The following is a 14,668-nucleotide window of genomic DNA, read 5'->3' as shown; positions in this document are numbered from 1 at the left end:
TACCCTCTCGACGTATGTCATCGTGGCGGATCTACGCAGCGGTGGGCCTGCTGCTGACCACCGGCTGTTCGCTTCTCGGCGAGGACCCCGAAGACGTCCCCGACGTCAAACGCGAGCAGACGTTCGCCACGGCGGGCCCCCGGCAGCTCACCGACGCGGGCCCGGCTCCCGGCGTCATGCGGGAGGCCTGGCGCGTCAAAGGGCTTGGGCAAGGGGAGAATCGCCAGATCAGGCTGGAGGGCGACCAGCTCTTCGTCACCGGCGCCGACGGCTTCGACGTCTACGACGCGGGCACCGGCCAGAAGAGGTGGCACTACCGCGAGCCGGGCCGCGAGCTGACCGGGTTCGCCGTCACCAAGGATGACCTGGTCGTCGCCTCCCGATCCGAAGAAGGCAGCCACCTGACCGGGCTGGCGGCGGGCACGGGCCGGCTGCGGTGGGAGCGCGGCGGTGAGGGCACGCCGTTCACCGACGGGCCCGGCCGGCGCCTGGCCGTGGGCGAGGGAGTCGTACCGCTCCTGGTCAGAGCCGAGCCCTCCGGACGTGACGAAGAGGAGAAGCCGGACGAGTTCCTCGCCCTCGACGCCGCCACGGGCGAGGAACGCTGGCGCCGGCCGCACCACACGCCGGGCGGCTGTCACGTCGGCACCCGGTCGGCGGCCACCGACACCGACGGCAGCGTCCTGGTGTTCAGGGAGTCCTGCCGCGACGACCACTACCTGTACGCCTTCAACCCCTCGGACGGAAAGCCGCTCTGGTCGCGCACCGGCACGTCCGGCGACTCCCTGGTGGGGATCTCCGTACGCGCCGGCGCCACGCTGATCGAACTCGACGAGCACACGCGCACCCTGGTCGGCCGCGACGACCGCGAGCTCGCCAACCTGAACGGGATCGGCCGGTGCCTTACCCCTGCTCGCTGCGGAGCGTGGGAGACGACCTGGGACTGATGCATCTCGACGAGTCGCGCAACGTGGCCCTGTCGGTGATCGACGTGGCCGGCGGGCAGGTACGTACCCTGACCACACCCTACGACACCATGTCCGTCACGGCCGGCGGGCGGCTGTACGGCGTCAGCGCCAAACTCGGGGGCACCCTGCTGCCCGCCCGCCTGAACGTCCTCGACGCGGCGACGGAACAGGTCACCACGATGCCCCTGCCCCTCAGCCTCGACGCGAACGCCGGCGTCCTGCGGTGGCTCGGGACCACCGGCGGTCACCTGCTGGTGGCCACGTCGAAGGTGAACGACCTCGTCGCGTACGCCTCCACCCCCACGGACGGTCCACTGGAGCTGGGCGGCGTGGCCAAGGACGAGTGGCCGCAGGCGTGCGACCTGCTGAAGGGCGTGCCGGGCAGGACGACAGCGCGCACGCCCATGGTGGAGGGGCCGGTCAGGATCGGCTCCCAGGAGCTGGCCAGGAGCCGGTGCCACGTGGACTACTCCGCGGACGGAAAGGACGGACAGGCCATCGCCGAGGTGCTGTGGGTGGCCGCGACCGCCGCCGAGGCCGACAGCCTGGTCAACGGTGAGGCGGGCCTCTACGGCGCCGACGAGGTGCAGAAGAGGAGCGACGAGGTGGTCCTCGTGCGCAAGGGCCGCTTCGTCGTCAAGGTGCAGTCGCGGCAGGAAGACCATCTCCGGCGTATCGTCGCCGGGGTGGTCAACGGTTTGGGCTGAGAGTCAGCCGGTACGGCTGAGGCTGAACGTCGTGGTCGTGCCGGAGGTCTCCCTGGTGGCGACCCAGCCCTCGCCGGCGCCGGCGTACTCACCGGCGGGCGCGGTGTCGAGAGGGCCCTCGGCGAGGTCGTAGACGCGGACGTAGCAGTTGTCGCGGGAGCAGTCGCCGGGGCGGACCAGGAGCCGGTCTCCGAGAAGAACGGTGCTGATCCTGCCCCAGACTTTGAACGACTCGCCGTCGCTCCAGCGGGCCTTGGGGTGTACACCATCTCGCCGACCACCGACTCGTACGGCGAGGAGGTGGCCTTCCACAACGTCCTGCCGTTCGCGGGATCGAGGCCCGTGACCACATTGGGCGGCGGCCACGTGGATGCGCCGCCTTTCCGGTGGGTGACGATCATCACGCCGTCGGCGACCGAGACCTCCACGTCACTGCGGAAGGTGCGCTTCCAGGCCTGCTTGCCCTTGTCCGTGATCGCGCGCAGCTGGTTGCCGGAGACCACCATGAACCGCCGCCCGCGGTGAAGAGCCGGGCGTCCCGCCATCGGGCCTCCCCCTCGTCCTCCATCGTGATCGACCAGTCGGGGTCGGTCGCGGGCGGGGGCGTGGGCGACGGTGGCGGGGTGCCGGGGACGATCGTGCGTACAGGGGCGCTGGGCACCGTCTCCGCGGAAGTGCCGCCCCCGCTGCAGGCCGTCACGAGGAGCGCGAGCATCCCACACGCGAGTTGCCGATGTGGTCGTCGATGCACCGTGCCTCCCGGAATTTCGCACACCATATCGCCCGGAACCCGAGAGGAGACCTGGCAGCTTTCAGTGTGGGCGCGCCGGATTCATCGCCATGGGACGACGGCGTCGTCGCGCGCGCGGTAGGCGCTCGGCGGCGATCCGAGCAGGCGGAGGAACGAGCGCCGCATGGTCTCGCCCGTGAGGAAGCCGTGGCGGCGCGCGATCACCTCCAGCGGATCGTTCCCCTCCTCGATGGCCGCCCGTGCCGCCTCGACCCGCGCGCGTTCCACGAACCGTCCCGGGCTCATGCCGACCTCGCGGGAGAAGCGGCGGCTGAAGTGCCGCACGCTCATCGACAGGCGGTCCGCCATGGCGGGCACGGTGAACTCGCCTTCCGGGCGCATCACGATGTCGCCGAGCAGGCTCCGCAGCGCGGGGTCACGCGCCAGGCGCGGCAGGCGGGCGACGCTGTCGGGGTGGCCGTCGGGGCGGCGTACGAGCCACCGGGCCACCCGGTGGGCGACGTCCCCGCCGTGGTCGTCCTCGACGAACGTGAGCGCGAGGTCGACGGCCGAGACGATTCCCCGCGCGCTCCGCACCCTGCCGTCGCGGGTCGGGTGCGGCACCACCTTGACGACCTGCCGGGAACCACCCGGTTCCGCGGGCTGCCCGCCCTGGAGCGGGATGCCGTCGAGTGCCGGCGTCCCGACGCCGATGGTGGCGACCCGGCGGGCCAGCCCGGCCAGGCGCCGTACGTGGCGGGCCGGGCCGGGATCGCCGATGAGCAGCAGCGTGTCGAACTCGTGCCGGATGTCCGCCGGATCGGCGTCCGCGCCCAGCCGTACGCCGCAGGACGTGCGGACGTCCGCCCCGCCAGGAGAGGCGAGGCGTACGCGGTAGCCGCCGGCCGTCAGCCGTGTCACCCCCTCGAACACGTCCATGGGACCGGCCACGTCCATCAGACGAACCCCGTCGCCGACGGCCACCAGGACCTCCGCTGGGCCGGGCACGGCGGCGCCTCCGCGCGATCTCATCGAGCCTCCCCGTTGATGACACCTTCGCGGCCAAGTGCAGCGCCAGCAGACACTAGCCGCGCCGGTCCTCGAACCGTCCTCGAACCGTCCTCGCTCGACGGGCGTCGCCGGTAAGTGCGCTTACCGGCGAGGTGTGCGTCCCCGCGGCGTGGGCAGCACAGAACGGAGACGATCATCGATGGCGGGATTTCAAACCGGACGCACGCGATCCGTTATGACGATGAAACTTAGGGTGTGACTAATCTCTCAATAGTTTTCACCCCAAAATGCACCGAACAAGCGGTACAAGCGATGCCCTGGGCGCTCCGGCGCGCGCCGGCGGCGTTCGTCACGGAGCCCCGCGGAGGGGTGTGCTCGCTGGTCGGTTGCGATGACGGCGGAGCCGACGGCCGGGCCGCCACCACCCCGCCGACCAGCCAAAACGGGAAAGTCAACTGGCGTACCCCGGAACCTGGAGCTCAAACTGTCAGGCCGTGGCGGCCCGGTAGTCCGTGTTACCGCTTCGCGTAAATTCGGAGTCCATGTCGTCAGCACACCCACGACCGCAAGCGGATTCTCCGCCCTCCACGGAGGAACTGGGACCACCCCGCCTCGAGGACGGCCGGGAGTTGTGGCGCATCACCCGTGAAACAAAGATCCTTGATCTCAATTCCCCTTACAGCTACGTCCTCTGGTGCCGGGACTTCGCGGACACCTCGGTCGTGGCGCGCGGCGAGGACGGCGTGCGGGGCTTCATCACCGGGTTCACCCGCCCCCAGGAGCCGGAGACGCTCTTCGTGTGGCAGGTCGCGGTGGACGAGAGGTGGCGAGGCCGCTCCTTGGCCAGCCGCATGCTCGGCTACCTGGCCGGCAGCGGGTGCCGGTTCATCGAGGCCACCGTCACGCCGGACAACCTCGCCTCGGACCGGCTGTTCACCGCCTTCGCCCGCGACCGAGGGGCGGATCTGGAGCGACGGCCGCTCCTCGGCGAAGAGTTGTTCCCCCTGGATCACCAAGCAGAGGTGCTCTATCGAATCGGGCCCCTCGATCAGCAAGCCCCCCATTAGGAGACAGCTGAAATAATGGATGTTTTCGAAAGCACCGAGTCAGAGGTCCGCAGCTACTGCCGGGGCTGGCCGGCCACGTTCCGCAAGGCCACGGGGAGCCACCTCTACGACGAGGATGGGCGTCCGTTCCTCGACTTCTTCGCGGGTGCCGGCACGCTCAACTACGGCCACAACAACCCGCAGCTCAAAGAGGATCTGCTCCAGTACCTGAGCGGCGACAACATCGTCCACAGCCTCGACATGTACACCGTGGCCAAACGGGAGTTCCTGGAGACGTTCCGGGATGTGATCCTGAAACCCCGCGGTCTCGACTACCGCGTCCAGTTCCCCGGGCCCGGTGGCGCCAACGCCGTCGAGGCGGCGCTGAAGCTGGCCAGGAAATACACCGGCCGCAACACCATCGTGAGCTTCACCAACGCCTTCCACGGCATGTCGCTCGGGGCGCTCGCCGTGACGGGCAACTCGATGAAGCGCAAGAGCGCGGGAATCCCCCTGCAGACCCTCACGATGCCGTTCGACAACTATCTCGACGGCCGGACGCCCGACTTCCTGCTCTTCGAGCGGCTGCTCGAAGACAGCGGCAGCGGGCTGGACACCCCGGCCGCGGTCATCGTCGAGACCGTGCAAGGAGAGGGCGGCCTGAACGCGGCCAGTCCGGAGTGGCTGCGCGGCCTCGCCGAGCTCTGCAAGCAGCACGAGATCCTGCTCATCGTGGACGACATCCAGATGGGATGCGGGCGCACCGGGCCGTTCTTCAGTTTCGAGCAGGCCGGGATCACGCCCGACATCGTCTGCCTGTCGAAGTCCCTGAGCGGCTACGGGCTGCCGTTCGCCGTCACGCTGCTCAAGCCCGAGCTGGACGTGTGGGACCCGGGCGAGCACAACGGAACGTTCCGCGGCCCGAACCCGGCCTTCGTCACCGCGACCGCCGCGATGCGGCACTTCTGGGCCGACGAGGGGATGGAGAAGGAGACCATCGCCAAGGGCGAGCAGGTGCAGGAGTCGCTGGACCGGCTCGCCGCGGCGTACCCCGAGGGCGTGAGCGGCACCCGGGGCCGCGGGCTGGCGCAGGGGATCGCCTTCACCGAGCCCGCGCACGCCTCCGCCGTCTGCGCGGCGGCCTTCGAGCGGAAACTCCTGCTGGAGACCTCCGGCCCGGAGAGCGAGGTGGTGAAGCTCCTGCCGCCGCTCACCTCGACCCCCGACGAACTCGCGGAAGGTCTGGACATCATCGCCGACTCGGTCGAAGCCGTCCTGGTCTGAGAATCCAAAACCGGCTGAAAGGAGACAATATGATCGTTCGCTCGCTGAAGGACATCACCGGGACCGAACGCGATGTGGAGGCGCCGACCTGGCGCAGCAAGCGGCTGGTGCTGGCCCGGGAGAAGGTCGGCTTCTCGCTGCACGAGACCGTTCTGTACGCCGGCACCGAAACCTCGATGTGGTACGCGAACCACATCGAAGCCGTCTTCTGCGTCGAGGGCGAGGGCGAGCTCACCAACGAGGAGACGGGCGAGAAGCACCGGGTCGAACCGGGCACCATGTACCTCCTCGACGGTCACGAGCGTCACACCCTCCGCGCGCACACGGACGTACGCACTGTCTGCGTCTTCAACCCGCCCTGCACCGGCAGGGAAGTGCACGACGAGAACGGCGTCTACCCATTGATCAAGGAGGAAGCATGACCTTGGCCGAAGCACTCAACCCGACCCAGCGCGACCCGTACCCCACCAGGAGCGCCAAGGAGCCCGCCCTGCTGTACCGGCAGGACCCGGTGGTGTACGGCGGACCGGACGACGGGCCCATCGACGCCGAGACGCTGAACTCCTACGGGGAGAACGGCTTCCTGTCCGTCGACCGGCTCCTCGAACCCGACGAGGTCGAGCTCTACCGCGGCGAGCTGCGCCGGCTGTCGGAGGACCAGAAGATCCTGTCGGACGAGCGCACGATCACCGAGCCCGGGTCGAACGAGATCCGGTCGATCTTCGAGGTCCACAAGATCAGCCAGGTCTTCGCCGAGCTGGTGGCCAACCCGCGCGTGGTGGGCCGGGCGCGGCAGATCCTCGGCTCCGACGTCTACGTGCACCAGAGCCGGGTGAACTTCAAGCCCGGATTCACCGGCAAGGACTTCTACTGGCACTCCGACTTCGAGACCTGGCACGCCGAGGACGGCATGCCCAGGATGCGCGCGGTGAGCATCTCCATCGCGTTGACGGAGAACTTCCTGCACAACGGCGCGCTGATGATCATGCCGGGGTCGCACAAGAGCTTCGTGTCCTGCGTGGGGCAGACTCCCGACGATCACTACAAGGCGTCGCTGCAGCAGCAGGAGATCGGCACCCCCGACCCGAGCAGCCTGTCCGTCCTCGCCGACAAGCACGGCATCGAGGTGTTCACCGGAGCCGCCGGTTCGGCGACCATGTTCGACTGCAACTGCATGCACGGCTCCAACAGCAACATCACGCCGTTCCCGCGCTCGAACATCTTCGTCGTGTTCAACAGCGTCGAGAACACCTGCGTGGAGCCGTACGCCGCGTCCTCGCGCCGGCCCGACTTCATCGCCGCGCGCGACTTCACGCCCGTCGGCTGAGAACGACGGCGCGACTCGTACGAGCGGGACGCCCAGGCCCGGCCCCCGCGCCGGCCTGGGCGTCCGCGCGTCGAGCGGCCCATCAGGAGGCGGCCAGCACCTCCCGCAGCGTCCGCGCGAACTCCTCCGGCTGGTCCGTGAAGCCGCCGTGCTCGCCGGGGAAGACGACGGGCTCCGTACCCAGCAGGCCGGCCAGCGCCACGGACGTGCGGTAGGTGAGCAGCCGGCCCGAGTCGGCGCCGACGCCCACCACGACCCGGGCCGGGCCCGCCTTGAGCGCGTCGACGTCGGGCACGTAACGGGTGGTGCCGCGCAGCTCGTGGGCGAAGAAGCGGGCGCTGTCGGCCAGGTCCTGCTCGCTCGGCTCCTCCGGAGCCCCGTCGGGAACCTCGTCGCCGTCGAAGCCGGCGTTGGCCATGAACTTCGCGAACGCCGGCCCGACGCCTTCGCGGTGGAAGGTCTCGATGATGTCCTCGGTCGCGGCCCGCCGCTCGGCGGCGTCGGGCAGCAGTTCCAGGCAGGGAGGCTCGTGCGCGACAAGGGTGCGCACCCTCTTCGGGTGCCGCGCGGCCAGGGCCAGCCCCGTCACCGCGCCGCCGCTGCTGCCGAGCACGTCGGCCGACTCGGCGCCGAGCGCGTCCATGAGGGCGGCGGCGTCGTCGGCGCGCAACTCGGGGGTGGAATCCTGGGCGGGGTCGTCGAGCACGCTGCCCGCGATGCCGCGCGGGTCGTGGGTGAGCACGGTGTGGTCGCCCGCCAGCGCGTCGGCCAGCGGGGCGAAGTACGCGGCGGCCATCGGCGCACCCAGCAGGAGCAGCAGCGGGCCGGTGCCGCGCACCTCGTAACGCAGCCGCACGCCGGGGATTTCGAGAATGTGCGTGGTCGTCATGGCGAAGGTCCTTCCTCGGGTGTCATGGTGACGGAGGTAGGACCGCCGCCGGCGGCGGAACTCATCGGTCAGGTTCCCGATCTGATGGGCACGACGTTGCCGGGCGTGCCCTGGCGCGGCAGCGCGAACCAGGTGGCCTTGCCGACGAGGTCGGGATGGGTGACGTAGCGCTGGGGGTGGCAGCCGTAGAAGCCGTCGGAGAGCCTGGCCACGATCCGCAGCCCGCGGCCGTGCTCGGCCGACACGTCGTCCGGCGACGGGGAGGGCAACAGCGGGCTGCCGTCCACGACCACGATCATGATCTCTCTGGTGTCCACGTGCAGCGCGAGTTCGTAGGGGCCGTCGCCGTACATGAACGCATTGGTGATCAATTCGCTCACCATGAGAACGGCGTCGTCGATAAGATCGTCGGAAAGCGCCAGGGAGATTAATTCACCTCGAATGATCGACCGCGCCTGGCCGACCGTGCGCACGTCTTCGACCAGCGGCCACGCGTACTGCATACGGCTCCGGCGAGCTGATCGCAGCGAGGTCATGAGATCTCTTTCCGGTGAGGCGGGGCAACGAATGCACGTTTCACTCGACACGAGGGCCTGCCTATGGGTGGACGTTCGGCGCCGTCGAAACGTGTACGCACGAGAAGGCCGTTCGGGTCGAATCTTCGGCGATAAATCAGGATTCTTTTTCCGCCCGCGCCGAAACGGTGCGTGCGGCACGGGGTACGGACTGTGCCATGAGCAGTCCAGACGAGAACGCACCGAAGACCGACACCGAACCGCGCCTCGACGCCGCCAAGCGGCCCGGCAGGCGCGCGGCGCGGCCGGAGGAGCCCAAGCCCGCCGGCCGGAAGGCCCTGGAGCAGGCACTTCTCGAAGCGGGCAAGGAGTTGAAAGACCTCACCTAAGGGGCAGCGCCTACCACAACGACCACAGAGCGGCGGGCGTCAGGGGAACGTCCGTGATCTTGTCTGCGATCTCCGGCAGGGCGGCCGCGACGGCGTTGGCGATGGCGGCGGGCGGGCCGATCGTGCCCGACTCGCCCACGCCCTTCATGCCGCCGGGTGTCAGCGGCGACGGTGTCCGCGTCATCACGACCTCGATGTCCGGCACCTCGCGCGTGGTCGGCAGCAGATAGTCGGTGACGGGCTGGCCGTCCTCGGAGTAGACGATCTCCTCGGTCAGCGCCATGCCGATGCCCTGCGCCACGCCGCCCCTGATCTGCCCCTCCACCAGGGTGGGGTTGACCAGCACGCCGGAGTCGTTGACCACCCAGTAGCCTTCCAGCTCGACCTTCCCGGTCTCGGGGTCGACGGCCACCGCCGCGGCGTGCGCGCCGTACGCGAAGGTGTACGCCTTCGGGTCGTAGCTGACCCGCTCCTCGAGCCCGGGTGTGACGCCGTCCGGCAGGTCCCAGCCGCGCCAGGCCGCCGTGGCCAGCTCGCGCAGCGTCACCGACGACTGCGGGTCGCCCTTCACGCGCACCGCCTCGCCGGCGAGCTCCAGGTCGTCGGGCGCCGCCTCCAGCCGGTGCGCGGCGATGGCGACGAGTTTGTCGCGCAGGCGGGCGGCGGCCTGGGTGAGTGCCCCGCCGCCGATCGCCAGCGACCGGCTCCCGACCGACCCGACCGACGAGTACGGTGTCGCCGCCGTGTCGCCCAGCACCACCCGCACCCGGTCGATGGGCACGCCCATCCGATCGGCCGCGACCTGGGCCAGCGCCGTCTCGATGCCCTGGCCGATCGAGACCACCCCCGACGACACGACGACGGACGCGTCCTGCTCCATGCGCAGGACCGCCGTCTCGTAGCCGCCCGCCTGGATGCCGCTGGCCTTGAGATCCATCGAGGGGCCCATGCCTGTGGTCTCGACGTGGCAGGAGAAGCCGATGCCGCGCCGCCGCCCGTCGTCCTTCTCGACCGGTGTGACCAGGTCACGCAGGGTCGTCAGGGCGAGCGGGTAGTCGCCGGAGTCGTACGGCTGGTACACCCGCGACGTGTACGGCAGCTCGTCCGGCCCCACCATGTTGCGCAGCCGCAGCTCGACCCGGTCGATGCCCAGCCTGCGGGCGGCCTCGTCGATCAGGCGTTCCCTGGTCAGGGTGCCCTCCGGCTGGCCGAAGCCGCGGTAGGAGCCGGTCGGCGTGGTGTTGGTGACGACGCCGCGCACGCGTACCGCGACCCGGTCGAACCGGTACGGGCCCGGCAACGTCGTGGCCGTCACCGCGAACGTCGAGGCGCCGACGTTCGACGGGTGCGCGCCGATGTCGCCGAGCACGTCGACGTGGAGTGCCACGAACCGCCCATCGCCGTCGAGCGCCAGCCGCCCCCGGTGCACGGCCGCCCGCGCGGGCAGCGTGGCGAGCACCCGGTCGCCCGGCGTCTCCGACCAGCTCACGGGGCGGCCCAGGCGCATCGCGGCCAGGCAGACGATCGCCTCGTCGGGGTAGACGTGCTCCTTGCCGCCGAACCCTCCGCCCGTGTCGCCGCTGACGACACGCACCTGGTCGTGCATGAGCCCTAACGCGTCCGCCAGGTGCTCGCGCACGTGGTGCGGGGCCTGGGAGGAGGTGTGCACGGTCAGCTCGTCGTCGGCGTACGCCGCGACCACGCCGCGCGGTTCGAGCGGGTACGGCGAGACGCGGCCCATCCTGAAGGTCATCTCGACGACGTGCTCGGCCTGCTCGACGGCGGCGGCGCAGTCGTCGTCGCCGAGCGTGAAGTCGGTGAGGAGGTTGGTGCCCCAGTCGGGGTAGAGCAGGGGTGCGGGGTCCTCCAGGGCCCGTTCGATCCCGACCGTCGCGGGCAGCTCGTCCAGTTCCAGGTCGAGGAGGTCGGCGGCGTCCCTGGCGGCTTCCGGAGTGCGGGCGACGACGACGGCGAGGGGTTGTCCCGCGTACCGGATCGTGTCGTCCAGGGCCCGGTAGGACAGCAGGCGCTGGCCGGGCGACAGGCTCACGCAGGGAAGACGAAGATCGGGGGCGTCGGCGGGGGTGATGATGTCGAGCACGTCGTCGGCGGCCCAGGCCGCCTTGGCGTCGCAGCCGAGCAGCCTGCCGTGGGCGATGGGGCTGCGGATCACGTGGGCGTGGGCCATGCCGGGCAGGCGAACCGAGCCGACGTACCTTCCTCTTCCGGCGAGCAGCCTGGCGTCTTCCCGTCGCGGCGTGCTGGCGCCGACATACGCGTCTCCCATGCCCCGATTGTGCGCGCCGCCCGCCGGACGGTCTATACCATCCGCGAGAAGGCGCACGTCAGCGGGGGTATAGATGCAAACGTTCCTGCCTTATTCGGACTTCGCCGCTACGGCGGCGGTCCTCGACCCGCTCCGGCTCGGCAAGCAGCGCGTGGAGGCGCTCCAGGTCCTGCGCGCCCTCACCGTCCCCGGCTACGGCTGGCGCCACCACCCGGTCGTGAAGATGTGGGCCGGCTACGAGGAGGCGCTCGTCAGGTACGGCCTGGAGGTGTGCGCGCGCTGGTGCGCCCTCGGCCGCTCCGACACCTGCGCGGCCACGATCCTGGACGACCTGGCCCGGTCGCGCGGCACGACGACCGTACGCGGGCAGGACGAGCTCGGCGCGGCCGGCGAGCTGCCGCCCTGGCTGGGCGACCCCTCGCTGCACCTCAGCCACCGCTCCGCCCTCCTGCGCAAGGACCCGGGCTTCTACCGGCCCGTCTTCGGCGACGAGGAGCCCGACGACCTCGACTATGTCTGGCCGCGCTCGGACCGCCTGCCGCCTGACCGCCGGTGAAAGCCCTCGCAAACCCGCGCGATCACACGACCTCGAAGGCGGCCATCATGGCCATGTCCTCGTGCTCCAGATTGTGGCAGTGCAACACGTACCGGCCGCGGTAGTCGGTGAAGCGGGTGACGATCTCGACCGTCTGAGCGTCGCGCAGCTCGACGGTGTCCTTCCACTCCGGCGGCCCCTGGGGGCGCTCACCGTTGACCGACAGCACCTGGAAGTGGTCGAGGTGCACGTGCACCGGGTGCGCCACATCGCTGGTCAGCCGCCAGACCTCGATGTCGCCGAGCCTGGGCCTCGCCTCCATCCGCCGGGAGTCGAACGGCCTGCCGTTGATCAGCCAGCCGACACCCCCGTGCATGCTGCCGCTGCCGAACTCGAAGTCCCTGGTGACCGTCGCCCTGGCGGGGTCGAGCGGCTCGACGGTGGACAGCCGGGCCGGCACGGCCGAGTCGTCTCTCTCGTCGCGGTCGACCGCGAACCGCATCACCCTGCCCTGCTCGCCCTCCCCCGCCAGGTTGCGCAGCTCGACCCGCTGACCCAGTCGGTAGGCGGAGAAGTCGATCACCACGTCCGCGCGCTCGCCGGGCGCCAGGCGGATCTGCTTGACGGTGCGCGGCGCGGCCAGCAGCCCGCCGTCGCCGCCGATCCGGACCATCGGCCCGCCGGTGGCCAGCTCGTACACGCGGGCGTTGGAGGCGTTGCACAACCGCAGCCGGTAGCGGGTGTTCGCGACCCGCAGCTCCGGCCACGGCGCGCCGTTCACCAGGATCACGTCGCCGAGCACGCCCCCCATGTACGCCTCCCGCACCCCGGGCCGGTCGCCGAGAGCCGGATACACCATCGTGCCGTCTGCGGCGAACGACCGGTCGCAGATCAGCAGCGGCACGTCGCGCTCCCCGGAAGGCAGCGGCAGCGCCTCCTCCTCGGCGTCCCTGACCAGGAACATCCCGGCCAGCCCGCGCCACACCCGCGGCCCGGTGTAGTCCATGGTGTGGTCGTGGTACCAGAGGGTGGCGGCCCGCTGTTCCAGCGGGAAGACGTACTCACGGGAGGCGCCGGGGGCCACCAGGTCGGTGGGGAAACCGTCCGACTCCGCCGGTGTGTGCCCGCCGTGCAGGTGCAGGACGGTCGGCTCGCCGAGCTGGTTGATCAGCTTCACCGCCGTACGCCGGCCGCTGCGCGCCTGGATGGTGGGGCCGGGGAACGTGCCCCCGTACCCCTGGATCGGGGTGCGCAGCCCGGGCAGCACCTCCACCTCGGCCGCCCGCTCGGTCAGCTCGTAGAAGTCGGCCCCGGCCGAGCTGCGGACGGGCTTGGCGACCTCGGGGACCGGCAGCGGCACCGCGTACGGCTTGGGCAGGGGCGCCGCGCTGGTCAGGAGCTGCGGCTGGGGTGTGCCGGCGAGCAGCGAGCACCCCGACGCCCCGGCCGTCGCCGCCGCGCCGAGCCCGAGCAGCCGCAGCGCCGTACGTCTGGTGGGTCTCATGCCGTTCGCCGCGGCATGACCCTGGTGAGCTGCAGCACGCCGGCGCCGAACAGCAGCACCCCGATCGGCAGGTGCAGGACCTTCATGTGGAGCTCGCCGAGAATCGCCGCGACCACCGTGAAGACCAGCAGCAGCGCGGCCGGCGCGACGAAGCCGGCGGGCCCGCGGCCGGGCCGCCAGACCAGGATCGCCGCGACGAGGTGGATGATCCCGATGGCGACCAGCGCGATGCCCGACGTCATGTGCAGCGCCCGGCCACCGGACGAGGTCAGCAGCATGCCCGCCGTCACCGCCTGGAACAGCAGCGCGACCACGTGCAGGATGACCACGGCCCTGAGCGTCTGCAGGGGCCAGGAGGTCCGCACGGGCGCGGTGGCGAAGGTGTGTTGCGCGGTCATGATCGATCTCCCGAGGGTGCGTGTGTGACGGTGCTGTGAGAGTCGGCGCGCTCGGCGGCCGTGGCGGTGATGAGGGTCTCGGCGCGTTCCGTGGCCGTTATGGCGCCGAACGCGCAGAGCCGTACCAGGTCCTCGTCCGTCGCGGGTCCGCGCCAGGCGGCGACGTCGGCGTCGGTCACCCGGTACGGCGCGAGCGCGACGAGCAGCGCGAGCCTGGCCCCGGCTCGTTCCCCGGCGGGCAGATCCGCCGTCGGCCCGTCCAGCCAGGCGCTGTCCATCGGCGGATGTTCGCCGTCCCAGGCGGCGACGGCCCTGGTCACGGCGGAGCGGGCGGCCCGCCCGAGCAGTTCGCCGCCCGCCCCCGCGGCGGCGCGCAGCGCGGCGTACGCGGCGCCGACGGGCGTGCCCACCGCCCAGGCCGGCTCTGGCCCCGCGGCCAGGTCCGCCACCAGCGGCAGGCTCCCGCCCGCGGGCAGCGTGCGGCGTACCGCGCCGGACATCATGCGCCCGCCCACGCTCCGCACCAGGCGCGATCTCTGCAGGTTCGCGGGCAGCAGGTTCTCGGTGAGCAGCGCCGAGGCGACGCGGTTGACGAAGTGGAACGTCAGCGCGGTGCCGATGTACTCGTGCGCGAGCACGACGGGAAAGGGCACCGGACCCCGGCCTTTGGCCCAGACCAGCAGCTCGGCGTGTTCGGCATCGCGGGGCGTGCCGCCGGCGGCGACGGTCTCCGCGAGCCGGTGGTCGCCGGTCGCGTGCAGCAGGGTCGTGTGGGCGGCCACGCAGTACGGGCACCGGTTGGCCAGCGACACGCCGATCGCCACGATCTCCTTGGCGGTCCTCGGCGCGTTGCCCGCCAGCAGTGACTCGCGCAGCAGCGACCAGGTCGCGGCGAGCACGTCCGCCGACGGCGACACCGTCATGAACACCGCCATGCGCGCCATGCCGAAGTCCTCCGCGAGCTGCGCGTAGACCTCGCCCACCCGCCCGGTCGCGCCGCGCGGCTCCACCGGGGTGACGTAACGGAACGAGCCGGTCATCACCGGCTCCTGTCTCGAAACAGGTCCATGACCCGACA

17 protein-coding genes are annotated in these 14,668 nt (G+C 71.0%); 9 read left to right on the top strand and 8 right to left on the bottom strand.

Annotated elements, in window-relative coordinates; all coding sequences use genetic code 11:
- The first annotated feature begins 14 nt into the window (after positions 1–14).
- Both ABGA98_RS36825 and ABGA98_RS36820 read left to right on the top strand, forming a co-directional pair.
- Positions 15–947: a PQQ-binding-like beta-propeller repeat protein gene (locus ABGA98_RS36825; protein WP_347623059.1), complete on the top strand. Its 933-nt coding sequence runs from the start codon at positions 15–17 to the stop codon at positions 945–947.
- Positions 926–1,675, top strand: a complete 750-nt coding sequence (locus ABGA98_RS36820; protein ID WP_347623058.1) for a hypothetical protein — start codon at positions 926–928, stop codon at positions 1,673–1,675. The genes ABGA98_RS36825 and ABGA98_RS36820 overlap by 22 nt, the downstream gene beginning before the upstream one ends.
- 3 nt (positions 1,676–1,678) lie before the next feature.
- On the opposite strand, the gene ABGA98_RS36815 is transcribed toward ABGA98_RS36820, so the two are convergent.
- Positions 1,679–1,987, bottom strand: coding sequence for a hypothetical protein (locus tag ABGA98_RS36815; RefSeq protein ID WP_347623057.1), 309 nt, complete (start codon positions 1,985–1,987; stop codon positions 1,679–1,681).
- Here ABGA98_RS36815 and ABGA98_RS36810 point away from each other — a divergent pair.
- Complete coding sequence (locus ABGA98_RS36810) at positions 1,976–2,200, top strand: hypothetical protein (RefSeq protein ID WP_347623056.1); 225 nt, start codon at positions 1,976–1,978, stop codon at positions 2,198–2,200. The genes ABGA98_RS36815 and ABGA98_RS36810 overlap by 12 nt on opposite strands.
- Positions 2,201–2,507: 307 nt before the next feature.
- On the opposite strand, the gene ABGA98_RS36805 is transcribed toward ABGA98_RS36810, so the two are convergent.
- Positions 2,508–3,437, bottom strand: coding sequence for a helix-turn-helix domain-containing protein (locus ABGA98_RS36805; protein ID WP_347623055.1), 930 nt, complete (start codon positions 3,435–3,437; stop codon positions 2,508–2,510).
- A gap of 521 nt (positions 3,438–3,958) precedes the next feature.
- On the opposite strand from ABGA98_RS36805, the gene ectA reads away from it, so the two are divergent.
- From ectA to thpD, 4 genes are read left to right on the top strand one after another with little or no spacing between them, the layout of a single operon-like run.
- Positions 3,959–4,483 carry a diaminobutyrate acetyltransferase gene (ectA, locus tag ABGA98_RS36800; protein ID WP_347623054.1) on the top strand — a complete coding sequence of 175 codons (525 nt, stop codon included), beginning with the start codon at positions 3,959–3,961 and terminating at the stop codon, positions 4,481–4,483.
- 15 nt (positions 4,484–4,498) lie between these two features.
- On the top strand, positions 4,499–5,746 hold the full coding sequence (gene ectB / locus ABGA98_RS36795) for a diaminobutyrate--2-oxoglutarate transaminase (RefSeq protein WP_347623053.1): 1,248 nt from the start codon (positions 4,499–4,501) through the stop codon (positions 5,744–5,746).
- A gap of 29 nt (positions 5,747–5,775) precedes the next feature.
- Positions 5,776–6,168, top strand: a complete 393-nt coding sequence (locus ABGA98_RS36790; protein WP_347623052.1) for an ectoine synthase — start codon at positions 5,776–5,778, stop codon at positions 6,166–6,168.
- Positions 6,165–7,073, top strand: a complete 909-nt coding sequence (gene thpD / locus ABGA98_RS36785; protein ID WP_347623051.1) for an ectoine hydroxylase — start codon at positions 6,165–6,167, stop codon at positions 7,071–7,073. Before ABGA98_RS36790 ends, thpD begins: the two co-directional genes overlap by 4 nt.
- A gap of 82 nt (positions 7,074–7,155) precedes the next feature.
- On the opposite strand, the gene ABGA98_RS36780 is transcribed toward thpD, so the two are convergent.
- Both ABGA98_RS36780 and ABGA98_RS36775 read right to left on the bottom strand, forming a co-directional pair.
- The gene (locus ABGA98_RS36780; RefSeq protein WP_347623050.1) at positions 7,156–7,962 is read right to left on the bottom strand and encodes an alpha/beta hydrolase; all 807 of its coding nucleotides are present in this window, start codon (positions 7,960–7,962) and stop codon (positions 7,156–7,158) included.
- A gap of 68 nt (positions 7,963–8,030) precedes the next feature.
- Complete coding sequence (locus tag ABGA98_RS36775; RefSeq protein WP_347623049.1) at positions 8,031–8,498, bottom strand: ATP-binding protein; 468 nt, start codon at positions 8,496–8,498, stop codon at positions 8,031–8,033.
- Between the two features lie 197 nt (positions 8,499–8,695).
- Here ABGA98_RS36775 and ABGA98_RS36770 point away from each other — a divergent pair, with 197 nt between their 5' ends.
- Positions 8,696–8,866, top strand: coding sequence for a hypothetical protein (locus ABGA98_RS36770; protein WP_347623048.1), 171 nt, complete (start codon positions 8,696–8,698; stop codon positions 8,864–8,866).
- Positions 8,867–8,876: 10 nt separating this feature from the next.
- Here the strand turns inward: ABGA98_RS36770 and ABGA98_RS36765 are convergent, their stop codons facing one another.
- Complete coding sequence (locus ABGA98_RS36765) at positions 8,877–11,153, bottom strand: xanthine dehydrogenase family protein molybdopterin-binding subunit (protein WP_347623047.1); 2,277 nt, start codon at positions 11,151–11,153, stop codon at positions 8,877–8,879.
- Between the two features lie 73 nt (positions 11,154–11,226).
- Between ABGA98_RS36765 and ABGA98_RS36760 the strand changes: the two genes are divergently transcribed.
- Positions 11,227–11,709 (top strand): MSMEG_6728 family protein, encoded by a 483-nt coding sequence (locus tag ABGA98_RS36760; protein WP_347623046.1) that lies wholly within the window; start codon positions 11,227–11,229, stop codon positions 11,707–11,709.
- A gap of 22 nt (positions 11,710–11,731) precedes the next feature.
- Here ABGA98_RS36760 and ABGA98_RS36755 read toward each other — a convergent pair whose 3' ends face one another.
- Genes ABGA98_RS36755 through ABGA98_RS36745 form a run of 3 tightly spaced genes read right to left on the bottom strand, consistent with a single transcriptional unit; the run spans position 11,732 to position 14,630 of the window.
- Positions 11,732–13,192 carry a multicopper oxidase family protein gene (locus ABGA98_RS36755; protein WP_347623045.1) on the bottom strand — a complete coding sequence of 487 codons (1,461 nt, stop codon included), beginning with the start codon at positions 13,190–13,192 and terminating at the stop codon, positions 11,732–11,734.
- Entirely contained in the window at positions 13,189–13,590 is a 402-nt protein-coding gene (locus tag ABGA98_RS36750; RefSeq protein ID WP_347623044.1) for a hypothetical protein, read from the bottom strand. The genes ABGA98_RS36755 and ABGA98_RS36750 overlap by 4 nt, the downstream gene beginning before the upstream one ends.
- Positions 13,587–14,630: a carboxymuconolactone decarboxylase family protein gene (locus tag ABGA98_RS36745; protein WP_347623043.1), complete on the bottom strand. Its 1,044-nt coding sequence runs from the start codon at positions 14,628–14,630 to the stop codon at positions 13,587–13,589. The genes ABGA98_RS36750 and ABGA98_RS36745 overlap by 4 nt, the downstream gene beginning before the upstream one ends.
- Positions 14,631–14,668: the final 38 nt, after the last annotated feature.

Source organism: Nonomuraea sp. B1E8 (assembly GCF_039871515.1).
GTDB lineage: Bacteria > Actinomycetota > Actinomycetes > Streptosporangiales > Streptosporangiaceae > Nonomuraea.
Note: the sequence above shows the minus strand (reverse complement) of the source record. Positions and strands in the feature narration are given on the sequence as shown.